The 22819-nt window shown below is 71.0% G+C and carries 21 protein-coding genes and 1 tRNA gene; 7 read left to right on the top strand and 15 right to left on the bottom strand.

Features of this window, described 5'->3' with window-relative positions; all coding sequences use genetic code 11:
• Window positions 1–38 precede the first annotated feature (38 nt).
• From ACK8N7_RS21735 to galU, 8 genes are all read right to left on the bottom strand, one after another.
• On the bottom strand, window positions 39–1244 hold the full coding sequence (locus tag ACK8N7_RS21735; RefSeq protein WP_403212628.1) for a S1 family peptidase: 1206 nt from the start codon (window positions 1242–1244) through the stop codon (window positions 39–41).
• 454 nt (window positions 1245–1698) lie between these two features.
• A tRNA-Ala gene (locus tag ACK8N7_RS21730) sits at window positions 1699–1772 on the bottom strand.
• An 87-nt stretch (window positions 1773–1859) separates the two neighbouring features.
• Complete coding sequence (sepX, locus tag ACK8N7_RS21725) at window positions 1860–3104, bottom strand: divisome protein SepX/GlpR (protein WP_500443789.1); 1245 nt, start codon at window positions 3102–3104, stop codon at window positions 1860–1862.
• Window positions 3105–3270: 166 nt separating this feature from the next.
• On the bottom strand, window positions 3271–3921 hold the full coding sequence (locus tag ACK8N7_RS21720; protein ID WP_500443787.1) for a GNAT family N-acetyltransferase: 651 nt from the start codon (window positions 3919–3921) through the stop codon (window positions 3271–3273).
• Window positions 3922–3938: 17 nt separating this feature from the next.
• A complete protein-coding gene (locus tag ACK8N7_RS21715; RefSeq protein ID WP_043974469.1) occupies window positions 3939–4382 on the bottom strand; it encodes a MogA/MoaB family molybdenum cofactor biosynthesis protein in 444 nt (147 codons plus the stop codon).
• Window positions 4383–4504: 122 nt separating this feature from the next.
• Window positions 4505–5005: a cyclic pyranopterin monophosphate synthase MoaC gene (moaC, locus tag ACK8N7_RS21710; RefSeq protein WP_032758045.1), complete on the bottom strand. Its 501-nt coding sequence runs from the start codon at window positions 5003–5005 to the stop codon at window positions 4505–4507.
• A 99-nt stretch (window positions 5006–5104) separates the two neighbouring features.
• On the bottom strand, window positions 5105–6415 hold the full coding sequence (glp, locus tag ACK8N7_RS21705) for a molybdotransferase-like divisome protein Glp (RefSeq protein WP_403212637.1): 1311 nt from the start codon (window positions 6413–6415) through the stop codon (window positions 5105–5107).
• 4 nt (window positions 6416–6419) lie between these two features.
• A complete protein-coding gene (galU, locus tag ACK8N7_RS21700) occupies window positions 6420–7325 on the bottom strand; it encodes a UTP--glucose-1-phosphate uridylyltransferase GalU (RefSeq protein WP_403212639.1) in 906 nt (301 codons plus the stop codon).
• Between the two features lie 94 nt (window positions 7326–7419).
• On the opposite strand from galU, the gene ACK8N7_RS21695 reads away from it, so the two are divergent.
• Window positions 7420–8037 (top strand): 5-formyltetrahydrofolate cyclo-ligase, encoded by a 618-nt coding sequence (locus ACK8N7_RS21695; protein WP_364804169.1) that lies wholly within the window; start codon window positions 7420–7422, stop codon window positions 8035–8037.
• Between the two features lie 15 nt (window positions 8038–8052).
• On the opposite strand, the gene ACK8N7_RS21690 is transcribed toward ACK8N7_RS21695, so the two are convergent.
• Window positions 8053–10803, bottom strand: a complete 2751-nt coding sequence (locus tag ACK8N7_RS21690; protein ID WP_403212643.1) for a penicillin acylase family protein — start codon at window positions 10801–10803, stop codon at window positions 8053–8055.
• A gap of 299 nt (window positions 10804–11102) precedes the next feature.
• Between ACK8N7_RS21690 and ACK8N7_RS21685 the strand changes: the two genes are divergently transcribed.
• From ACK8N7_RS21685 to ACK8N7_RS21660, 6 genes are all read left to right on the top strand, one after another.
• On the top strand, window positions 11103–12695 hold the full coding sequence (locus ACK8N7_RS21685) for a potassium/proton antiporter (protein WP_403212888.1): 1593 nt from the start codon (window positions 11103–11105) through the stop codon (window positions 12693–12695).
• A gap of 292 nt (window positions 12696–12987) precedes the next feature.
• Window positions 12988–14268 (top strand): MFS transporter, encoded by a 1281-nt coding sequence (locus ACK8N7_RS21680; RefSeq protein ID WP_403212645.1) that lies wholly within the window; start codon window positions 12988–12990, stop codon window positions 14266–14268.
• 66 nt (window positions 14269–14334) lie between these two features.
• The gene (locus tag ACK8N7_RS21675) at window positions 14335–14688 is read left to right on the top strand and encodes an FmdB family zinc ribbon protein (RefSeq protein ID WP_403212647.1); all 354 of its coding nucleotides are present in this window, start codon (window positions 14335–14337) and stop codon (window positions 14686–14688) included.
• A 154-nt stretch (window positions 14689–14842) separates the two neighbouring features.
• A complete protein-coding gene (locus ACK8N7_RS21670) occupies window positions 14843–15727 on the top strand; it encodes an S-methyl-5'-thioadenosine phosphorylase (RefSeq protein ID WP_500443783.1) in 885 nt (294 codons plus the stop codon).
• Between the two features lie 196 nt (window positions 15728–15923).
• Window positions 15924–16592: a hypothetical protein gene (locus ACK8N7_RS21665; protein WP_403212651.1), complete on the top strand. Its 669-nt coding sequence runs from the start codon at window positions 15924–15926 to the stop codon at window positions 16590–16592.
• Between the two features lie 113 nt (window positions 16593–16705).
• Window positions 16706–17260 carry an MscL family protein gene (locus ACK8N7_RS21660; protein WP_500443781.1) on the top strand — a complete coding sequence of 185 codons (555 nt, stop codon included), beginning with the start codon at window positions 16706–16708 and terminating at the stop codon, window positions 17258–17260.
• Window positions 17261–17276: 16 nt separating this feature from the next.
• Here the strand turns inward: ACK8N7_RS21660 and ACK8N7_RS21655 are convergent, their stop codons facing one another.
• From ACK8N7_RS21655 to ACK8N7_RS21630, 6 genes are all read right to left on the bottom strand, one after another.
• Window positions 17277–17501 (bottom strand): hypothetical protein, encoded by a 225-nt coding sequence (locus ACK8N7_RS21655; protein ID WP_403212655.1) that lies wholly within the window; start codon window positions 17499–17501, stop codon window positions 17277–17279.
• Between the two features lie 97 nt (window positions 17502–17598).
• On the bottom strand, window positions 17599–17994 hold the full coding sequence (locus ACK8N7_RS21650; RefSeq protein WP_500443779.1) for a hypothetical protein: 396 nt from the start codon (window positions 17992–17994) through the stop codon (window positions 17599–17601).
• Window positions 17991–18746 (bottom strand): QcrA and Rieske domain-containing protein, encoded by a 756-nt coding sequence (locus tag ACK8N7_RS21645; RefSeq protein ID WP_403212657.1) that lies wholly within the window; start codon window positions 18744–18746, stop codon window positions 17991–17993. Before ACK8N7_RS21645 ends, ACK8N7_RS21650 begins: the two co-directional genes overlap by 4 nt.
• Window positions 18743–19345 carry a 4Fe-4S dicluster domain-containing protein gene (locus ACK8N7_RS21640; protein ID WP_015609150.1) on the bottom strand — a complete coding sequence of 201 codons (603 nt, stop codon included), beginning with the start codon at window positions 19343–19345 and terminating at the stop codon, window positions 18743–18745. Before ACK8N7_RS21640 ends, ACK8N7_RS21645 begins: the two co-directional genes overlap by 4 nt.
• Before the next feature lie 6 nt (window positions 19346–19351).
• Window positions 19352–21679 carry a molybdopterin oxidoreductase family protein gene (locus tag ACK8N7_RS21635; RefSeq protein WP_403212659.1) on the bottom strand — a complete coding sequence of 776 codons (2328 nt, stop codon included), beginning with the start codon at window positions 21677–21679 and terminating at the stop codon, window positions 19352–19354.
• Window positions 21676–22785, bottom strand: a complete 1110-nt coding sequence (locus ACK8N7_RS21630; protein ID WP_403212661.1) for an MFS transporter — start codon at window positions 22783–22785, stop codon at window positions 21676–21678. The genes ACK8N7_RS21635 and ACK8N7_RS21630 overlap by 4 nt, the downstream gene beginning before the upstream one ends.
• Window positions 22786–22819: the final 34 nt, after the last annotated feature.

Raw genomic sequence — 22819 nt, 5'->3', positions numbered from 1 at the left:
CGGTCTCCCGCGTATGGGGCACCTTCACCCGGTCGGGGCTACTTGGTGTTGAGCGTCAGCCCGTAGTACTTGAGGGCGTCATCGAGCGGCTGGAAGTACGACGAACCGGGCGAGTTCACCTGGCCGTTGCACCGCTGGTTGGTCGGGCCGCCGGAGGTCATCCCCTGGGCCTGGTTACCGGAGACGTAGGCGCCTCCGCTGTCGCCGCCCTGGGTGCAGACGGAGGAGCTGGCAAGACCGGTCACCACGGTGTCCGGCCCGCCGTTCTGGTCGGTGTAGGTAACGCTGACGTTGTACGAACCGACCTTGCCGCAGGTCCAGCCGGTGGTCTGGCCGGCCTTGCAGAGCGCCGAGCCCTGCGGGGCCCGCTGGCTGCCCCGGACGGCGACGGTGCCCGCCTTGCCGTACGTGGTGATGTCCAGGCCGATGGAGTTGCCCGCGTCCACCGCGGCTATGCCCATGTCCACGCTGCGGGTGCCGAGCGCGAACCGGGTGTGGGTGCCCTTGGCGAACCGGGTCCCGTTGTAGGCGAGTGCGGGCAGGTCCTCGATGCAGTGCCCGGCGGTCACCAGCACCTGCTTGCCGTTGCGGTCCTTCGCCCCGTAACCGACGGAGCAGAGGTAGCCGTTGAACGTCATGCGGCTGCCGGGCGGCACGACGGCCTGGGTCTCCAGCTTCTCCTGGCCCGCGACGACCCGTACCGCGTCGCCGTTGCTCCTCGCCGCCTTGAGGAAGTCACGGGTGGCGTTGTCCGACGCCCCGTTCACCTCGACGGTCACGGTGTCGGATGCGAGGTCCACGGACCACGCCGACACCCCGGCCGGGGCGCTCCTGAGCGCCTTGGCGTCGAGCTGGGCCTTGATCCGGTTCAGCTCACCCTCACCGCGTTCCGGGACCCGTGCTGCGAGTCCCGCCTCCCTGACCTCCTTCGCCGCCTCGGCATCGGCGGCGTTGACGACGAGCGTCCCGTCACCGGCGAAGAAGGCCCCGAGGGTGGAGACCTTCTCGGCCCGCAGCTTCGCGAACCGGTCCTGCTGCCGCGCTTCCTCGTCGAGCCGCTCGACGGCCTCCTGCTCACTCACGCCCAGGGTGGTGGCGAGAGCCTGGACCATCTCCGGCTGGTACCGCAGCGGCGCGGATTCCGCCGTCCCGGCGTAAGCCCCTGTGGCGACTCCGGCCGACAGGAGGGCGCCGATGGAGGCCGCCACGATGTATCTGCGCGCGTTCTTCTTTCCGTGCTTCACGCGATTCCTTCCGCTACACAGGCGAGCGTCCAGACAATGGGGGGGGTGGCCACACCACGCTTGGGGACGCGCGATGTGTTCCGTGGACACTGCCCGGCGGCGATGACATGTTCCTGTCGCCGCGCCTCGAACTCTCGCGTAAGCGGAACTGTCGCGACAAGCACCGGAGATGGGGCTCTTTTCTACAGAACTGGCCGAGAACTGTAGAGAAACCCGGCGGAAACAGAACGGGGCGAGGACACCGGCCGGCGCGCGGGGATGCATGCGGCGTGGCCGGTCACGTCTCCGGGAGCTTCGTGCGCCGAACCTGAAGCGGTGCGCGATGCCGCGAGCGGGCGCCGGGCCGCGTAACGGCCCGCACGCGTCGCGGAACGAAGAAATCCCGCCCGATCGAAGCGATCGGACGGGATTCCGTCATCCGTCTGAGAACTGAATCACCGACGGATTGTTGTTGTGGACCTGTGGGGATTTGAACCCCAGACCCCCTCGATGCGAACGAGGTGCGCTACCAGACTGCGCCACAGGCCCTTGCAACGAGTGAAACTCTAGCACCCTCACCGGGGTGCTTGGAAATCCGTTCCTCCGCTGGTCAGCGGTGCCGGGGTTCCGCAGGTCTCACTCGTTGGCCGCCCGGGGCCGGTCCTCGTCGTCGTACTGGTCGAAGAGGGGGGTACGGCCCCGGTCGCGGGTGCGGCGGGACTGGTTGGTGCGCTGGCGCGGAGCCTGGTCCACCGCGGGGGCGGTGGGGTGCGACGTGCCGGTCTGGGTGGGCTCGGCGGTGCTGGAGCGGGCCGCGCTCCAGGTCTCCGGGTCGCCCACCTCGACGCCGCCGGTGGCCCGGGGGGCGACGGGGGCGGTGACATAGGTGGGGAGCGGTACGGGGACCGGCTCCCAGCTGTCGCCCTGGACCCGGCCGCGTTCGCGCTGCTGGTCCACCCACTCCGCGTGGTCCGTCTGCTCGACGAGGGCGCGGCGGCCGGCCTCCTGCGGGGAGACCGTGGGGGTGGGTTCCGGCTCCGGGTGGTGGGCTTCGGAGTCGTCGTCCTGCTCGGCGGGGGCGGAGGCCGCGGGCTGGTGCCTGCGGGGCCGATTCTCGCGCAGCCGCTGTGCCGCGACCTCGGCCCGCCGGCGGTCCATGGTGAACGCGAACCGGCGCCGCTCCTGGGCGCGCAGATGCACGATGTACGTGCTCAGCAGCACGGCGGGGACGGCCGGCGCCCAGAGGAAGCCGAGACCGCCGACCGCGGCCACGATCGCGCCGAGGGTGAAGGCCAGGAAGAGGACGACCGTCGTCCGCCTGCGCCGCGCCAGGACCTGGGAGCGCTGGGCGCGCCGGGCCCGCTCGGCGTCGGCCGCGCCGGAGCGCGGGCGGCGCTGGGACGGGGGCCCCGGATGCGCGGGGCGCTCGCCGGACCGGCGGTCGTGCGCCTGACGGTCGTGCGCCTGACGGTCCGATGGCTGGCGGTCCGGTGGCTGATGCACCGGTGGTTGATGCGCCGGCCGCCGGTCGTGCGCCTGGCGTTCGGGGGCCTGGGGGGCCGGGGCGTGCGTCGGGTCCTGCACCCTGGCTTCGGTATGCGCCGGAGGCGCGGCGAAGGCCCGGACGTCCACGGAATCCATACGGTCCGTTTCGGCGTCCGGGTCGACGTCGGGCCCCGCCTCCTCGGCGGTGCGCTCCTGCAGCTCCCTGGCGTACCGGCGCTCCATCGCCGCCCGTCCGGACAGCAGCCGGATGGCGGTGCTGAAGCGTTCCGTCGGACGGGCTTCGTTGAGCTCGTCCTGCCTGCGGAGCCACATCGGCACCAAGTAGGCGGCCCAGGCCCCGACGATGACTGCGTAGATGAGGCCGCTGCTGCTCACGCTCACACCGTAGAGGGGTTTACGCGGAGGCATCCGCCAATTGGCCCGGTGTGTCGCACGATCCGGCTGATATCACGGACTTTTTTTGTGATTGATCAGATCAACAGTCACCGATAGTGCGACCCATTGCTGTCATCCGTCGATCAAATTCGAACACTTATTTTATTTAGTCGAGCCGGCCGGACTGCCCGGGCCGCTGTCCGGGCTCCTCCGGGCCCGGCGGCGTCACCGGTCGCGTACGGCGCCGGCGCCTGAGCATCCCCTCGGGCACCTCCTCGGCCGTGAGCGCGAAGATCAGGTGGTCCCGCCAGGCCCCGTCGATGTGGAGGTAGCGCGGGCGCACGCCCTCGGAGCGGAAGCCGAGCTTCTCCACCACCCGGCGGCTCGGCGCGTTCTCCGGGCGGATGCAGACCTCGATGCGGTGCAGCCCCACCGAGCGGAAGCAGTGGTCGACGGCGAGCGCCACGGCCGTCGGCATCACTCCGCGCCCGGCGACGCCCTGGTCGACCCAGTAGCCGATATGGCCGGAGCACATCGAACCCCAGGTGATCCCCGCGACGGTGAGCTGGCCGACGAGCCGGCCTTCGTACTCGATGGCGAACGGCAGCATCCGCCCGGCGTGCGCCTCGGCGCGCAGATGACGGACCATCTGCCGGTACGTGGGCCGCTGTGCGACCGGGCCGCCGGGGGCCGGCGGCGGGACGGTGGCCTCCCAGGGACGCAGCCAGTCACGGTTGCGCCGGTTGACCTCGCGCCACACCCGCTGGTCGCGCATTTTTATCGGGCGCAGGACGATCTCGCCGTCGGTCAGCGTCACCGGCCAGGTCGCGATGTTCAGCTCGGGCTCCCCGGTCGGGGGTGGTCGCCGCCGCGGAGCTGGTCGACGGCGTGCACCAGGAGCCTGCCGAGGACCGCGAGGCCGTCGCGGACCCCGCCGGTGGAGCCGGGCAGATTGACGATCAGGGTGCGGGAGGCGACGCCCGCGAGGCCCCGGGAGAGCGCGGCGGTCGGGACCTTGGCGAGCCCCTCGGCCCGGATCGCCTCGGGGATGCCGGGGATCTCGTGGTCCAGGACGCGGCGGGTGGCCTCGGGGGTGGCGTCGGTGGGCGAGATGCCCGTACCGCCGGTGGTGACGATCACGTCGTACCCGGCGGCCACTCCGGCGCGCAGGGCCGCCTCGACCGGGTCGCCGTCGGGGACGACCTGCGGGCCGTCGACCGTGAAGCCGAGGGCGGTGAGCCCTTCGGCGATCAGAGGGCCGCCCTTGTCCGCGTACACCCCGGCGGAGGCCCGGTTGGAGGCGGTGACGACGAGGGCGCGGTACGCGGGGGCGGACTCCCGGGCGGCCTCGGGTGACTGCGCGGGCTGTTCGTGGCCGGGGGCTCCGGGCCCGGGCGGCGTCACGCGTCCGGCCCCTCCGGCGCGGTGCGCCGGTAGTCGCCGGACTTGCCGCCCGACTTCGCCTCGACCCGTACGTCGGTGATGACCGCGCTCTTGTCGACGGCCTTGACCATGTCGATCACCGTCAGCGCGGCCACCGACACGGCGGTCAGGGCCTCCATCTCGACGCCCGTGCGGTCCGTCGTCTTCACAGTGGCCGTGATCTCCACCGCGTCGTCGGCCACGCTCAGGTCGACCTTCACTCCGGAGACGGCCAGCGGATGGCAGAGCGGGATGAGGTCCGGGGTGCGCTTGGCCCCCATGATCCCGGCGATCCTCGCGGTGGCGAGGGCATCGCCCTTGGGGACTCCCTCGCCCCGGAGCAGCTCGATGACGCGCGGCGAGACGAGGACCCGGCCGCTGGCGCGGGCGACGCGCGTGGTGACGTCCTTCTCGGACACGTCGACCATGCGGGCCGCGCCCGCCTCGTCGATGTGCGTCAGCCTGTTCTGCGTACTCAACTCACTCCGCCTAGCGGTAGGGGCGCCGATCGGCCCGGGCCCGGAGGGGGTTCCCCCGGAAGGCACGGCGGCAGATACCGTACCGCCACCGGGCGGCGGTCAGCGGAGCAGGATCACGTCCGTCTCCGTGCCGGGCTCGGCGGAGGTGGTGTCCTCGGGCAGCACGATCAGCGCGTCCGCCTGGGCGAGTGCGGCGATCAGGTGCGATCCGGAGCCACCGACAGGGGTGACGGTGCCCGCCTCCTCGTCGTACGTACCGCGCAGGAACTGGCGGCGGCCGGCGGGCGAGGTGAGCGCCTTGTCGACGCTGAGCACGGCGCGGACCGTGGGGCGGTGGAGGTCCGGCAGACCCATCAGGGCGCGGATGGCGGGGCGGACGAACAGCTCGAAGGAGACGTAGCTGGAGACCGGGTTGCCCGGCAGGGCCAGCAGCGGGGTGTGGTCGGGGCCGATCGAGCCGAAGCCCTGCGGCTTGCCCGGCTGCATGGCGAGCTTGCGGAAGTCGATCCCGCTGCCCGGCTCGTCCTCGTCGCCGACGGAGGAGAGCGCCTCCTTGACCACGTCGTACGCGCCGACGCTGACGCCGCCCGTGGTGACGATGACGTCCGCGCGGATCAGCTGGTCCTCGATCGTGGCCCGCAGGGTCTCGGCGTCGTCGGTGACCGCGCCGACCCGGTAGGCGATGGCTCCGGCGTCCCGGGCGGCGGCCGTGAGCGCGAAGCTGTTGGAGTCGTAGATCTGCCCGCCCGTCAGCTCCTCGCCGGGCTGGACCAGTTCGCTGCCGGTGGAGAGGACGACGACGCGCGGGCGGGGCCGTACGACCACGGTCGCGCAGCCGATCGCGGCGAGCAGCCCGATCTGCGGCGGGCCGACGATCGAGCCCGCGCGCAGGGCCAGATCGCCGGGCTTGACGTCGCTCCCGCGCTCGCGGACATGGGCGCCGGCCTCGACTGACCGGTGGACGCGGACCTCACCGGTGGCGCCCTCCGGGGCGTCGGAGTGGGCGCGCATCGTGGCGGCCGGGCCCTCGCCCGTACCGCCGTCCGTCCACTCGACCGGGACCACGGCCTCCGCACCGACGGGCAGCGGGGCGCCCGTCATGATGCGGGCGGCCTGACCCGGCCCCACGACCTGGCCGTCGGCGAGCCCGGCGCTGCCCGCGGCGACGTCACCGATGACCGTGAGGACGGCGGGGAACTCCTCGCTCGCCCCCTCGACATCGGCGATCCGCACCGCGTAGCCGTCCATCGAGCTGTTGTCGAAGGGCGGCAGGGCCACCTCCACGACGACGTCCTTCACCAGGACGCAGCCCTGTGCGTCGGGCAGCTGCAGCTCGATGGGTTCGAGCGGCCTCACCGTGGCGAGGATGTCGTCCAGGTGCTCGTCCACCGACCAGATCGTGCTGCTCACGGGGTTACATCTCCTCGGTGACGTACTTGCGGAGCCAGGTCCGGAAGTCCGGTCCCAGGTCTTCACGTTCGCACGCCAGTCTGACAATGGCACGCAGATAGTCGCTCCGGTCACCGGTGTCATAGCGGCGGCCCTTGAAGACGACGCCGTGCACGGGGCCACCGATCTTCTCGTCCGCGGCGAGCAGCTGGAGGGCGTCGGTGAGCTGGATCTCGCCGCCGCGGCCCGGCTCGGTGTGTCGCAGTATGTCGAAGACGGCGGGGTCCAGGACGTACCGGCCGATGACGGCGAGATTGCTGGGCGCGTCGGCCGGCTCCGGCTTCTCGATCAGCCCGGTGACCCGGACGACATCGCTGTCGACGGTGGCGTCCGCGGCCGCACAGCCGTAGAGGTGGACCTGGGAGGGGTCTACCTCCATCAGCGCGACGACGCTGCCGCCCTCACGCTCCTGGATCTCCACCATGCGGGCCAGCAGGGCGTCGCGCGGGTCGATGAGGTCGTCGCCCAGCAGCACCGCGAAGGGCTGGTCGCCCACGTGAGGGGCCGCGCACAGCACGGCGTGGCCGAGGCCGCGCGGGTCGCCCTGGCGCACGTAGTGCATGGTGGCCAGGTCACTGGACTCCTGGACCTTGGCCAGCCGTTCGGCGTCTCCCTTACGGGTGAGCGCGGACTCCAGTTCGTAGTTGCGGTCGAAATGGTCCTCCAGGGGACGCTTGTTCCGACCGGTGATCATCAGGACGTCGGAGAGGCCCGCCGCGACGGCTTCCTCGACGACATACTGGATGGCCGGCTTGTCGACGACAGGCAGCATCTCTTTGGGAGTGGCCTTCGTGGCGGGCAGGAAGCGGGTGCCGAGACCTGCTGCCGGGATGACGGCCTTGCTGATCCTGGAGGGCGACGACTGAGTCATGCGCAGAACCTTAACGGGTGCACACACCCGGAAGATGAGCTTCCGGTTAACTTTGCCCTTAAATATGCCCATACGAGAACCGTGCGAGTCTCTATTGAACACCGACAAGTCCGGAAAGGTATCTGTGAAGGTGCCGGCAAAAGCCTCTCTCAGGCGCGAACTCCTCGCCGCACGCGCCCTCCTGACCAAGGAGGACGCCGCAGGAGCCGCCGCGGTTCTCGCCACCGGCGCACTGGCACTACCCGAACTGGCCGACGCCCGAACGGTCGCCGCCTATGTCTCCGTCGGACGTGAACCGGGGACCCGGGCCCTCCTGGACGCGCTGCGCGAGCGGGGCGTGCGGGTGCTGCTTCCGGTGCTCCTGGAGGACAACGACCTGGACTGGGCGGTCTACGAGGGCGCGGAGCACCTTCTGCCGGCCGGGCGCGGCCTCCTTGAGCCGGATGGCCCCCGGCTCGGCCCCGCCGCAGTCCTGGAGGCCGACGCGGTCCTGCTGCCCGGACTGGCCGTGGACGGCGCGGGGATGCGGCTGGGCCGGGGCGGCGGCAGCTACGACCGGGTGCTGGCCCGGCTCTCGGCGGCCGGTGCGGACCCGGCGCTCATCGTCCTGCTGTACGAGAACGAGGTGGTCGCGCGGGTCCCCTCGGAACCGCACGACCACCCCGTGGACGCCGTGGTCACCCCGGCCGGAGCGCGGCGCTTCACCGCCTGACGGCCGATCGGGCTGCTACGGCCTGAGCGTCAGCGTGTCGACGGTGGACTCGCCGACCGCGTCCGTACCGAAGGACCAGTCGAGCAGTTCACCGTCGGCCCACTTGTCGGTCTGATCGGTGTAGTGCGCGTTGAACGCGTGCCCGGAGGCGCCGGTGAGGTTGATCCAGCGGGACTTGTCCCAGTCCCCCACGTTGACGACCATCCGCATCGACGGCACCCAGACGACCTCGTAGCCGCTCGCCGCGTTCCAGCCGGTGGCGTTGACCGCCGCCTCGCCGCCGCCGAGGTTCCAGGGGCCGCGGTTGAGCGCCCGCTGGAGCAGATCGGGCCCTTCGGTACCGAGGGTCTGGTTCTTCAGCATCAGCCGGTGCAGCCGGCCCCAGCTCCAGGTGGAGATGTTCTTGCCGAGCTTGGCGGTCAGCTCCCAGCGCGCGTCCTCCATCGCCTGGGCGAAGAGGTCGTCCCGGCTCTCCAGCGCGGCCTCGCGGCCCCTGGCGGGCGCCTTCCACCACTCGTTGTCCTGGTCCTCGACGATGTCGCGGACCACCTGGAACCAGCGGTCCCCGCCGTCCGGCTGCGCGGAGTCGCCGTCCCGCTGGCCGCACTCGCGCACGAGCTTCTTCTGCTGGTCGGCCGGGCCGCTGTTCTTGGCCGGCGGCACGTTGAGGCAGTCGCCCTCGACCCGCAGCTCCTTGGGCAGCTTGTTGCCGAAGGCGAGCTTGAGGATGTTGCGCCAGACGCCGTTGAAGTACGCGGCGGCGGCCGAGTCGGGCTCCTGGGTGTAGTCCCAGCCCTCCAGCAGCTTCTGCGCCTCACGCACGCTCGGGTCGGAGATGTTGATCTTCAGCAGCTCGGGCACCAGCAGCGCGGCGATCTCGCTGGTGTTGTCCATCTGCATCTTCTGCATGTCGTCGGTCGAGACCTTCTCACCGCCCTTGATCTTCTGGGCGATGAGGTCGTTGATCCGCTGGCTGCGGGTGCCGTAACCCCAGTCCTTCGTCAGCAGGTGGGGGTACTTGCTCTCGTCGATCACGGCCTGGTTGGCGGTGACGATGTAGCCGCGCTCGGGGTTGTACTCAAAGGGCAGCTCGTCGAAGGGGATCGGCTCCTTCGCCCAGCCGTACGCCGGGTCCCAGCCGGGGCTGGGCAGCGTGCCGTCGCCCTTGAGGCGGACCGGGATGGTGCCCGGCGCCTGGTAGCCGATGTTGCCCTCGGTGTCGGCGTAGATGAGGTTCTGCGAGGGGACCTCGAAGTTCTTGGCGGCCGCCCGGAAGGTGGTGAAGTCCTTCGCCCGGTTGATGGCGAAGACCGCGTCCATGGACTTGCCCGGCTCCAGCGCGGTCCACTTCAGGGCGACCGCGTAACCGTCGGCACGGTCGGGAGCGGCGTTGGGGACGGGGGCCTTCTGGCCGACCTTGTCCAGTTCCTTGCTGCGGTCGGAGACGAGGGGTCCGTTGTTCGTCTCGCGGACGGTGATCTTCCGGTCCCTGCCCCCCGCGACCTTGATGGTCTCCTCGCGGGTGGTGAACGACTTCACCTTGTCGCCGTACAGATAGCCGTCACCGGAGACCTTCTCCAGGAAGAGGTCGGTGACGTCCGCGCCCAGGTTGGTGAGGCCCCAGGCGATGTCCTGGTTGTGGCCGATGATCACACCGGGCATGCCGGAGAAGGTGTAGCCCGCGGTGTCGTACTGGCAGGTCTTGGAGAGCTCCCGGCAGTGCAGGCCCATCTGGTACCAGAGCGAGGGCAGCATCGGCGCCAGGTGCGGGTCGTTGGCGAGCAGCGCCTTGCCGGTCGTCGTGTGGTCGCCGCTGACGACCCAGGAGTTCGATCCGATGCCGTTGCCGTTGGGGCCGAGCAGCGCGGGGATCTCGTCCAGGGTGTCGGAGAGTGCGGAGAGCTGGGTGTTCAGGCCCTCGGTGGCCCCCTGCGCGGTTCCGGAGCCGATGTCGTCCGACGGCGTGGCGTCGAGGTCGTACTTCCCGGTGGCCGGGGAGACGGCCCCCCGGTCGACGATCGGTTTGTGGGTGTCGTACGGGTAGTCCGGGTACAGGTCGTCGATCTGGTCCTTGTCGAGCCGGCTGGTCAGCAGCGAACGGTCGATCTCGTCCTGCATGTTGCCGCGCAGGTCCCAGGCCATGGCCTTGAGCCAGGCGACCGAGTCGACCGGGGTCCACTCGGTCGGCTTGTAGTCGTTGGTCAGCCCCAGCGCCGCGTACTCGACCGAGATGTCCCGGCCTTCCTTGCCCTTCAGGTACGCGTTGACGCCCTCCGCGTACGACTGGAGGTTCTTCTTCGTGTCCTCGGTCAGGACCTCGTCGTACTCCTGCTGCGCGACCTTCCGCCAGCCGAGCGTGCGCAGGAAGGAGTCGGTCTCGACCTGACCGGAACCGAACATCTCGGAGAGCCGGCCCGCCGTCATGTGGCGCCGGACGTCCATCTCCCAGAAGCGGTCCTGGGCCTGCACGAAGCCCTGGGCGCGGAAGAGGTCGGCGTCGGAGTCCGCGTAGATCTGCGGAATCCCGTAGGAGTCCCGTTTGACCTCGACGTCACCGGTAAGGCCGTCGAGGGTGATCGTTCCGGTGGTCTGCGGGTACGAGGCCCGCACCGTGGAGACGGACCAGTAGGCGCCGAACCCGACACCCGCGACGAGCGCCAGCACCAGGACGAGCAGAAGGAGGCGGACGCGGCGCCCCTTCTTCTTCCTGCCGGGCTTCTTCGCGTCGTCGGAAGGGCCGGAAGAGTCGGTTGTATTGGCGGGCATCGCTGTCCTTCGAGGGGCAGGGTGGTCCTGGGAGTGCAGGAGCAACCATAGGCGCAGCCGAGAAGCCACTCGGACGCGGTATAGGGATGCATCCATTTGCGCGTATCCCTTGTACGGACACGCGAAGCCGTAATGCGATCGCCGAAGCCGTCAAGGAAACGTTAAAGATTAGGTAAGGTAACGAAGTGACTGGCTGCCGGAGGACGATCCGGCAGGCGCACGCAGGGAAGGAACGGACCCTGACTGTCCACGCGCTCAACGAACTCCTGCTCGTCTGCTCGCTCGTCCTGCTCGTCGCCGTGGCGGCGGTACGGATCTCCTCGCGCAGCGGGCTCCCCAGCCTGCTCCTGTATCTCGGCATCGGGATCGCCCTGGGGCAGGACGGCATCTTCGACGTCAAGTTCGACAACGCCGAGCTGACCCAGGTGATCGGCTACGCCGCCCTGGTCGTCATCCTGGCCGAGGGCGGACTCGGGGCGAAGTGGAAAGAGGTCCGCCCCGTCCTGCCCGCGGCCGCGGTGATCTCGACCGTCGGCGTCGGCATCAGCGTGGGCATCACGGCCGCGGCCGCGCACTACCTCGTCGGCCTGGACTGGCGCCAGGCCCTCATCATCGGCGCGGTCGTCTCCTCCACCGACGCCGCGGCCGTCTTCTCCGTACTGCGCAGAGTGCCCCTGCCGTCCCGGATCACCGGTGTGCTGGAGGCCGAGTCCGGCTTCAACGACGCCCCCGTGGTCATCCTCGTCGTCGCGTTCTCCGCCGTCGGCCCGGTCGAGCACTGGTATCTCCTGATCGGCGAGATCGCCCTGGAGCTGGCCATCGGCGCCGCCATCGGCATCACGGTGGGCTGGCTGGGCTCCCTGGGGCTGCGGCACGTGGCCCTGCCCGCCTCCGGCCTCTACCCGATCGCCGTGATGGCCATCGCCGTGATGGCGTACGCGGCGGGCGCGATGGCCCACGGCAGCGGGTTCCTCGCGGTCTATCTGGCCGCCATGATCCTCGGCAACTCCAAGCTGCCGCACTGGCCCGCCACCCGCGGGTTCGCCGACGGCCTGGGCTGGCTGGCCCAGATCGGCATGTTCGTACTGCTCGGCCTGCTGGTCACCCCGCACGACCTGGTCGACGACTTCTGGCCCGCCGTCGTGGTGGGCCTGGTGCTGACCATGGTGGCCCGGCCGCTCTCGGTCTTCCTGAGCCTGGCGCCGTTCCGGCTGCCGGCCCGCGAGAAGGTCCTGATGTCGTGGGCCGGGCTGCGCGGGGCCGTGCCCATCGTCCTGGCGACCATTCCAATGGTCTCCGGGGTGGAGGGCAGCACCAGGATCTTCAACATCGTCTTCGTCCTCGTGATCGTCTACACCCTGATCCAGGGCCCGACCCTGCCGTGGGTCGCGGACAAGCTGAAGATCGCCGAGGAGCCGGAGCCCGACGACCTGGGCATCGAGTCCGCACCGCTGGAGCGGCTGCGCGGCCACCTGCTGTCGGTCGGCATCCCCGCCAAGTCCAAGATGCACGGCGTCGAGGTCGGTGAGCTCCGGCTCCCGGCCGGGGCCGCGGTCACGCTGGTGGTCCGCGAGGAGGAGAGCTTCGTGCCCTCCCCCACCACGGTCCTGCGGCGCGGCGACGAGCTCCTGGTGGTGGCGACCGACCCGGTGCGCGACAAGGCGGAGGCCCGGCTCCGGGCGGTCGGCGAGGGCGGCAAGCTGGCCGGCTGGCTGGGCACGGGCGGCAGAAGCGGATCGTCCGGTACGCCGGGCAACCCCGGACCTCCGGGGCTGCCGAAAGCCTCGGGAACGGGCGGATCCGCCCTCCGCCAGGCCGTGAAACCGGTCAGGCCCGTCAAGAAGCTCGGACTGGCCGACGACGCCCCTACTACGAACGCGCGTCGCTCATAGGACACTGATCACAGGCCGACCAGGAAGTCCTGTGCACATTCACAGGCGCACAGGACTTCCTGCCTGTACGATAAAGGCACACTGATCGACCAACTCTGTCTGAAGCAGAGCTGGCGCGACCGTATGGCGGTCGTGGTGTCTCTTCGCCCGGCGTTTCTTCGCCGATGGCAGCGAGTCGCCCGGCATCTACCGCAGTTCCGCGCGAAGAGGACAGCTCTCGGCCGCTTCCGTCCGGCCCGCCCCACAAAGGCGTCGGGAAGCAGCGCCACCAGGCGGCAGAAAGGCAAGGACCGTGGCAACCACGGTCTCCGACCGCCCCGGTTACGGGCAACTCCTCCGCACCCCCGGTGCGTGGACCTTCCTCCTTCCGGGCTTCGCCGCCCGGCAGCCCTTCGCGATGCTGACCATCGGCATCGTGCTGCTCGTCCAGCACACCACCGGCTCCTACGGGACAGCCGGCGCCGTCGCTGCGGTCGCGGGCGTCTCGATGGCGCTGGTGGCCCCGCAGGGCGGCAAACTCGCCGACCGGTTCGGCCAGCGGGCCGTCCTGCTGCCCGGCGTACTGCTGCACACCGCCTCCGTGAGCGCGCTGACCGCGCTGGCGCTGGCGGACGCGCCCTTGTGGGCGCTGTTCGCCGCCGCGGTGCCCACCGGCGCCTCGGTCCCGCAGATCGGCCCGATGGTGCGCGCCCGCTGGGCCGCGATGCTGGGGGCCACCCCCGACCGGCCCGCCTCCCCGCTGATGTCCACCGCCGCCGCCTTCGAGTCGGTGACGGACGAGTTCACCTTCGTCCTCGGACCGGTGATCGCGACCGCGCTGTGCACCGGCGTGCACCCGGCGGCCGGGCTGATCACCGAGGCCGCCCTCACCCTGATCGGCGGCCTGCTCTTCGCCGCGCAGCGCGCCACCCAGCCCGCACCCCGCCCCGCCGCCACGGCGGACCGGCCGCACACCTCGGCGCTCTCCGTACCCGGCGTCCGGGTGCTGGTCGTCGCCTTCCTGGGCATCGGCGCGGTCTTCGGCGGGATGCAGGTCTCACTGACGGCGTTCTCCGAGGAGATCGGCCACCCCGGCGTGAACGGTCTGCTGTACGGGATCTTCGCGGCGGGCAACATGCTGGCCGGCATCGTCTGCGGCGCCATCGCCTGGAAGAGCAGCCCGCAGCGCCGCCTCGTCGTCGGCTATGTGGCCCTGACCCTCATGGCGTCCGGCCTCTGGGCCGTGCACTCCGTACCGCTGCTGGCCGGACTCGGCCTGCTGGTCGGCCTCTGCATCGCCCCGGCGCTGATCAGCGGCTACACGCTGGTCGAGTCGCTGGTCCCGGCCACCGCCCGCACCGAGGCCTTCACCTGGCTGACGGGCGCCGTGGCCCTGGGCCAGGCGGCCGCCGTGACCGTGGCGGGCCAACTCGCCGACGCCCACGGCGCGAGCACCGGATTCCTGGTCCCGCTGGCCGGTACCGTACTGGCGCTGGCGACCCTGCTGGCCCTGCGTTCACGGCTCGCGCCGAGGTCCGTGGGCCGGACCGTGGCACGTGGGATCGGTCACCGCGAGCCGGTCACGGTGGACTGATCCCGCGGAATACGTCAGTATGGACCGTCGTTAGCACTCATTGAGTGAGAGTGCCAGGAGGAGCAATTGCCGACCTATCAGTACCAGTGCACCGAGTGTGGCGAGGGCCTCGAGGCGGTGCAGAAGTTCACCGATGATGCCCTGACCGTCTGCCCGAGCTGTGACGGACGCCTGAAGAAGGTGTTCTCTGCGGTCGGCATCGTCTTCAAGGGTTCCGGTTTCTACCGGAACGACAGCCGCGGCTCCTCGTCGAGCAGCACGTCGGCGACGTCGTCCTCGAAGTCGTCCGACTCCGGGTCGTCCTCGTCGACGGGTTCGGACGCGAAGTCGAGTGCTTCGTCGTCGTCCTCGTCCTCCGCTTCCTCCTCGTCGTCGGCCTCCGCGCCGGCCTCGTCGTCGAGCGGTACGTCGGCCGCCTGAGCCCGCGTACGCCCCACACGCTTCACCGGACCCCGCCGATATCCACTCGGCGGGGTCCGTGCGTTTCCGGGGCGCGGTCCGTGCGTTTCCCCGGGACGGAGTACGTGCGTTTCCCGGGCGCAACACGGAATGCTCCCCCGGATACGGTGACCGCATGGTGAACCCACATACGGACACGAGTTCCGGCACAGACATCGCGGGTACGGCGCCGGGGGCGGAGATCGGCGTCATCGGCGGCTCGGGCTTCTACTCCTTCCTGGAGGACGTCACCGAGGTCTCCGTGGACACCCCTTACGGGAAGCCCAGCGACTCGGTCTTCCTCGGCGAGATCGGCGGCCGCCGGGTGGCCTTCCTGCCCCGGCACGGCCGCGGTCACCATCTGCCGCCCCACCGCATCAACTACAGGGCCAACCTCTGGGCCCTGCGCTCCGTGGGCGTCCGCCAGGTGCTGGGCCCCTGTGCCGTCGGCGGGCTGCGCCCGGAGTTCGGCCCGGGCACCCTGCTCGTCCCGGACCAGCTGGTGGACCGCACCAAGGCACGTGTGCAGACCTATTACGACGGTGAGACGCGGGCCGACGGGACCGTACCCAACGTCGTGCACCTGGGCTTCGCCGATCCGTACTGCCCCGAAGGGCGGAAGGCCGCCCTCGCGGCGGCGCGCGGACGCGGCTGGGAGCCGGTGGACGGCGGCACCCTGGTGGTGGTCGAGGGGCCCCGCTTCTCCACCCGCGCGGAATCCCGCTGGCACGCGGCGATGGGCTGGTCGGTGGTCGGCATGACCGGGCATCCGGAAGCCGTGCTCGCCCGGGAACTGGGGCTCTGCTACACGACGATGACCCTCGTGACCGACCTGGACGCGGGCGCCGAGGCCGGTGAGGGCGTCTCGCACGAGGAGGTGCTCCAGGTGTTCGCGGCCAACGTCGACCGGCTGCGGTCGGTGCTGTTCGACGCGGTGGGCGGGCTGCCTGGGGCAGGGTCCCGCAACTGCGCCTGCGCCCACGCGCTGGACGGGATCGACACGGGGGTCGCGCTGCCGTAGCGGCCGGTCGCGGGACGGGAGCACGCTGCCGTAGGGCCGCCTCGCGGCGGCCGGGGCACCGGATCGGGTGACGGAGTTGTCCACAATCCGGGGGTTGTCCACAGGCCCCGGCGGGATCCGCGCGGACGATGGATCGTGAGGGGAGTTCGGCCGGGACCTCCGGCCGGGCTCCCCTCGTCCGATTGCAGGTGGCGCCATGACCAAGTCCCCCTTCCCTGCCCGTTCCGTCCCCTCCGTTCCTTCCACCCACTCCGCCCACTCCACACGTCACGCCCCCGCCGCTCCCCCGCGCGCCGCCGACCAGGTGAAGGCGCTTCCCCGGCCTCCGGCGCCGCCTCCTGCCCCCTGCGGGGTGGGGCCGTTCGCGCCGCTGCGGGTGCGGGGCGGCGGGGCATACCGGCTGCGGCGGATGCTGCGCAGGCAGCGGCGTGCCATCGCCGCCGGGATCGCGCTGGTGGGTGCGGCTCTGGCCACGACGGGACCGGGCAGCGCCGCAGGTGACACCGCCGCTTCGGACACGGTGGCGAAGACCGGCCGGCCATCGGTGCACCTCGTCTCCGCGCCGGTGCGGATCGCGGACGCGGCGACGGTGCGGCTGCTGCGCCCGGGAGACCGCGTCGATGTGATCGCGGTCGGCGAGGCGGGCGACGACGCCCGTCTGGTGGCGCGGGGCGTGCGCGTGGCTCAGGTGCCGGGCCCGGCCGCCGACGGTGGCCACCGGAGCGGCGGTGCGGGCGTGGTCGGCGCGGGCGCGGCGGGGGAAGGGGCCCTGGTGATGCTGTCCGTGGAGCGGTCCACCGCCACGGCGCTGCTGGGCGCGGGCGCTTCGGGACGGCTGGCGGTGGCGGTGTCCGATGGGAACTGACGCTCTCTCAAGTCACCCGTGCTCGTTACCGGATTGGACAGTGTCGCCTTCTGCCGCCTTAGGTGGCGGAGCAGTTTGCTCCCGTCACCGCACATGCGAAGGAAGGCTCACCTGTGAGCGAGAAGAAGGTCAGTCTGCTGGAGGGCTTCAAGGCCTTCCTGACGCGCGGCAACGTGATCGACCTCGCGGTGGCTGTCGTCATAGGCGCCGCGTTCACGAACATCGTGAACGCCGTCGTCAAGGGCGTCATCAACCCCCTGGTCGGTGCGTTCGGGACGCAGGATCTGGACAACTACAGTTCCTGCCTCCAGGGCCCCTGCACCAAGGACCCGGCCACCGGCGAGATGGACGGGATCGAGATCCTGTGGGGCTCGGTGCTCAGCGCCGCCCTCAGCTTCCTGATCACCGCCGCCGTCGTGTACTTCCTGATGGTGCTGCCGATGGCCAAGTACCTGGCCCGGCGGGCGGCGATGCAGGCCGCCAAGGAGGGCGTGCAGGAGACGCTGGAGGTGAGCGAGCTGGAGGTGCTCAAGGAGATCCGCGACGCCCTGGTCGCGCAGCGCGATGGTGGCGCGGGCGGTGTCGGTGGCGCCGGGAGCGGCGGGTTCGGCACCGGTGGACCGGGCGAGGGCGGCGGGGCGCTGCCGGGCCGGGACGGGGAGCGGTAGCCCGCCTATCGGCGGTTCAGATGTGGTGGGGCGGCTTCTCGTCGAGGAAGCGCGCGAGGTCAGCGGCGCCGGAGCCGGAGGAGGGCCGCTCGCCCCATCCCCGGTCCGTATCGTCCGCGGACTGCTGGTCCAGCGGATCGTCGAAGATCAGAACCGGCTTGGACTTCGGTTCCTCGGGCGGCTCTGCCTGTGGCTGCTGCTGCTTCGCATCTCGCGGACCGGGGGCGGGGGCGGCACTCATGCCTCCAGGGTACGGCGGCCGGCGGTGGGGTGCGGGCCGCTCCGGGGCCGGGCGGCTCTCGCGGCGGGGTTCGTCCGTCCAAGAGGCCCGGCGGCCGTCAGCGGTCCTTCGGGTCGATCAGCCACAGGCCGAGCACCACGAGGAACGACAGGCAGAGGAAACCGGCCCCCCACCAGGCCGTGCCGGTGTTGCCTTCCATCCACTCGTCGATCAGCACCGTCAGGCCCCAGAGCTGGCCGATGACGACGGTCATCGCCAGGGCGAGGCGGGCGGTCAGTTTCGAGGAGCGCTCGGGATCCTGGTCGGTGCCCGCGCCGGGGCCGGGCCCGGTGTGGTGGACGCGCGGGTCTCCGTAGCCGCTGGTGGGGCGGATCTGCGGATAGCGCTCGTGGACGGGCCGGTTCAGCGCGGGGTCGGCACTGCCCGGGCGGTACGTGGGGTAGTGGCTGCCCGGGGGCGGCAGCGGCTGCCCGGGGTGCGGGGCGTCGGTCATGTCCGCCTGCCGGGGGTCCCGGTGGGGCCGGAGGCGGGGGAAGCCCCGGTCCGGCCCGGAGCCACGGCCGCGCCGCCGCCCCGGGAGGCGGCTCCCGCGGCCCGGGGCGGGGATTCGGCGCCGCTGCCGATGTCGGGGCAGCCGATACGGGCCGCGAGGTCGGGGCGTTCGCCGCCGAGCTGGCGGCAGAGGCCCGCCTCGACGCTCTCGCCGGAGCGGGTGGTCCCGACGGCCCAGATACTGCCGTCGGCCTCCTCGATGACCACGACCTTCGGCAGTCCGCGCGGGGGCGGCCCGGCGGTCACCTCGCCGGAGCGGGCGTCGAAGACGCCCTCGTGGCAGGGGCAGTACAGCTCGCCCTCCCTGCCCCGGTCCCTGCGCCAGAGCACGGCGCAGGCGAGGTGGGTGCAGACGGCGGAGTAGCCGACGAGGGTGCCGTCGTCGAGCCGGACGGCGACGGCCCGGTCCTCCTCGCCCGGGTAGCGGAAGGCGATGGACTCGCCGGGCGGGAGCCGCTGGGCGATGCGTTTCGGCTCGGGTGCCTTGCCCTCCTCACCGTCGCCGTGGCGGTGCAGGATGCCCGCGGCCACGCAGATGCCGCCGAAGGCGAGACCGCCGGAGACAGTGGTGACGATCCGGAGGTAGTCGCGCCGGGAGGTGAGGGAGTCGGCGGTGATCCGGTCCTGGAGCGCCTCGCGCGGGTCTCCGCCGGACGGGTGCTCGCCGCCCTGCTGCTGTTCGGTGACGCTCATCGGCGGACGTCCTTCCCGTTGATCTCGACGACGGGCAGACCGCCGGGGACCGGCCACTGCACCTTCTCGGCGGGGACGACCATGGCCACGCCGGTGCGCACCTCGGTCTCGCCGAAGACGAAGGTGTCGGCGACCTGAACGCCGGGGCGCTCGGCCTGGAGCTCCTCGACGGTTCCGTAGAAGAGCGCGCCGGTCGGGCAGACGGTGGCGCACATGGGGGCGAGGCCGTAGGCGGTGCGGTCGTAGCAGAGGTTGCACTTCAGCTGGAGCTTCGCGCCGAGGTCGATCTTCGGGACGCCGAAGGGGCAGGCGTTGACGCAGTTGGCGCAGCCGATGCAGCGGGTGGTGTCGGCCTGCTGCACCACACCGTCGGCGGTCACCAGGATCGCGTCGGCGGGGCAGACCTCGGCGCAGGGGGCGACCGGGTCCTCGCAGTGCATGCAGACGGTGGGAAGGGAGGCGACGGAGTGGCCCTCGTCGGTGTAGTCGAGGTGGATCATCGATTTGCCGCGGTGCGAGTCGCATTCGCGGCAGGCGGAGACACAGGCCTGGCAGCCGATGCAGCGCCCCGGGTCGATGAAGATCGTTCTGCCCATCATGGGGGCTCAGCTCCTCTCCGAGGTGCCACGGCCCTGGGGGGACGTGGGAGGCAGCGGGTCGGTTCGGGAGACCTGGGTCTCCGGGTAGGCGACATGGCCGGGGGCGACCGGGGGTGCGGGGACCTCGTCGATCCGGTCGGCGTGCTCGATGCGGCAGGCGCACACCTTGTACTCGGGGATCTTGGAGCGGGGGTCGAGGGCGTCGATGGTGAGGGCGTTGGCGGCTGTGGGCACGGGCCAGTGGTAGGGGATGAAGACGGTGTCGGGGCGGATCGCCTCGGTGACCAGGGCGGGGAAGACCTCGCTGCCGCGCCGGGTGACGACCCGTACGGGCTCGCCGTTGCGGAAGCCGTGGGAGGGGTGGATCTCGGCCCAGGGGCGCGGGGTCTGCTCCACGAGGGCGCCGAGCCTGCGGGTCTGGTTGCCGGAGAGGAAGTGGGCCACGGTCCGGCCGGTGGTGAGCGACATGGGGTGCTCGTCGTCGTACGGGTCCATCGGCGGGTGCCACTCGACGGCCTGGAGGTGGATCTTGCCGTCGGGGTGGTAGGTCCTCCCGTCCTCGAAGAGGCGCGGGGTGCCGGGGTGGTCGGTGGAGGGGCAGGGCCAGGCGATGCCGCCGGTCTCCTCCAGCCGTTCGTAGGTGATGCCGTAGTAGTCGTTGACGGTGCCGGCGGAGGCGATGCGCAGCTCGTCGAAGACCGCCCGGGAGTCGGGGAAGTCGAATTTGTCCCCGACTCCGAGCCGACGGGCGAGTTCGCACATCACCCAGGTGTCGGTGCGGACACCTGGGGGCGGGTCCTGGGCCTTGTTGTGCTTGACCACGCGGGCCTCGGCGTTGGCCATCACCCCTTCGTCCTCGGCCCAGGTGGTGACGGGGAAGACGACATGCGCGTTGGCCGCGGTCTCGGAGAGGAAGAAGTCGAACTGGGCGTGGAACTCGGTGGCGTCGTAACCCTCCTGGACCACCCGGTAGTTGGGCAGGGAGACGAAGGGGTTGTTGCAGATGCCGATCAGGCCGCGGATCTCGCGGCGCTGCATCTGCCAGACCATTTCCATCATGGAGGTGCCGGCGGGCGGGAGTTCGGACTCCTCGATGCCCCAGATCTCGCAGATCTGACGGCGGTGCTCCTCGTTCATGATGGAGCGCCCGCCCGGCAGGAGGTCGGACTTCTGGCCGTGCTCGCGGCCGCCCTGCCCGTTGCCCTGGCCGGTGATGGTGCCGTAGCCGGCGCCGGGCTTGCCGATGTGGCCGGTGGCGGTGCAGAGGCTGATCACGGAGAGGCAGTTCTCGACGCCCTGCGAGTGGTGCTCGATGCCCCGGGCGTGCCAGGCCATGGCCTTGGGCGCGCGGGCGAAGGTGCGGGCGACCTGCACGATCTGTTCGGCTGGGATGCCGCAGATCGCGGCGGCACGGGACGGCGGGTACTCGGCCGCCTTGGCCTTCACCTCCTCCCAGCCGGTGGCGTGGGCTGCGAGGTGGTTCTCGTCGGTGAGCCCTTCCGCGATGACGACGTTCAGTACGGAGGTGAAGAAGGCCGAGTCGGTGCCGGGCTTGAGGGCGACGTGGATGTCGGCGGTCCGGGCGATGGCGGTCTCGCGCGGGTCGATGACGATGAGGCTCGCTCCGCGGTCCCGGGCTCCCCAGACGTACTGGGTCATCACGGGGAAGCACTCGCCGACGTTGGAGCCGGCGATGAGGAGGCAGTCGGTGAGGAGGATGTCGGAGAAGGGGTTGCCGGCCCGGTCGATGCCGAAGGCGAGCTTGTTGGCGCCCGCCGCGCTGACCATGCAGAGACGGCCGTTGTAGTCGACGTGCCGGGACTTGAGGGCGACCCGGGCGAACTTGCCCACCAGATAAGTCTTTTCGGAGAACAGGCTGGCGCCGCCGAGCAGCCCGAAGGCGTCGTTGCCGTACGTCTGCTGGATGCGCCTGACCTCGGAGACGGTGAAGTCGAGCGCCTCCTCCCAGGAGACCTCCCGGAACTCCTCGTCGCGGGAGCGGCGCATCAGCGGGGCGGTGAGCCGGTCGGGGTGGTTGACCTGCTGGTAGGCGTTGATGCCCTTGGGGCAGAGCCGCATCCGGTTGATGTCGTGGTTGCGGGGTTCGACGCCGAAGACCTTGCCGCCGCGGTCCACGCGCAGATACATCCCGCACTGGACACCGCAGAAGCAGCAGTGGGTGGGCACCAGCGTCTCGCCGTTCTGGTCGGCGTGCCACTTGTCGGCCGGGATGGAGCCCGCGTCCCGGAAGGCGCGGGTGCCGGGCGGTGCGAGGGACGGGTCGAGCGGGATGAACGTGCGGCGGTCGGCGGCAGCTTGCGGATCCGCGGTCACTTGAAGCCCTTCTTCACCTGGGAGAGGTAGGCGCTGCCGCGCAGCACCCGCTTGCAGCGCGGGCAGTACTCGGCCCAGGCGTCGAAGCCGAGCCGGAGGTCACGCATGGTGCCCCGCAGGTTCTCGACGTAGGGGCCGGTGTCGATGGGTTCCTCGCAGCGGCGGCAGGCGAAGACCTTGTCGTCCTGGCGGCCGGTGTACTTGAACAGCTGCATGCCGACCGCGGCCGGGCGCTGGACGATGTGGAAGAACTTGCCGAACGGGATGTAGATGAGGGTGAAGACCACCGAGACCATGTGGAGGATCGCCAGGAACTGGTAGCCGCCGCCGTGCAGGAAGATCGAGGAGAAGGTGAGCAGCAGCCCGGTCACGGAGATGACGATCAGCGCGATCAGCGGCACCAGGTCGTAGGCGAAGCGCTGGCCGGTCGAGGCGCCGCGGTCCTTCATCCGGCGCCACAGGAAGTACGAGGCGCCGGGGATGACGAGGACGGCGGCGATGTCGAGGCCGTGGAACATCAGCCAGCCGAGGACGGAGAGGGAGTCGAAGCCGAGCATCTTGATGCCCCAGATCCGCATCTCGTAGCCGGGCCCCGAGCCGCTGCCGGAGGTGAAGGTGAACCAGCCCCAGGTGAGCGGGAAGGTGATCAGCGCGGCGAGGACGCAGCCCCAGAAGATCAGCTGGTGAGCGGCCCAGCGGGCGTGGGAGCGGGCGCCGAGGAACTTCTGGAAGCCCAGATAGGTGGCGATCATCTTCGGCAGGGCGGTGGGGGCCTTGCGGAAGTTCTCCACGGAGAAGAGGCTGCGCCAGCCCTGTCGGAAGAGGCGTCGGGCGCCGGGGGCGGAGATCCAGACCGTGTAGCGGTAGGCGACACCGAAGGCGAGGAAGACCGTGGCCACGGCGTAGGGAAGGAGCGCCGAGTCGAAGTTGCGCAGCATGCGGCTGCCGAGCACGATCGCGAGGATCAGCAGGGCGGAGACCACCACGCCGACCAGGGTCGCCCGGGTGGTGACCGAACGGGGGCCGGTGACGGCGGGGGATGCGGCCGCGGAGTCGCCTGGGGGATGCGGATCGGGTGCGGCGGAGACTTCTGATGGCTCGGTCACTCGGCCACCGTAGGGCGGTCTAGTGCGTTTGAAT

Origin of the sequence: Streptomyces griseobrunneus (assembly GCF_046713465.1) — a bacterium.
GTDB classification, from domain to species: Bacteria; Actinomycetota; Actinomycetes; order Streptomycetales; family Streptomycetaceae; genus Streptomyces; species Streptomyces microflavus.
Note: the sequence above shows the minus strand (reverse complement) of the source record. Positions and strands in the feature narration are given on the sequence as shown.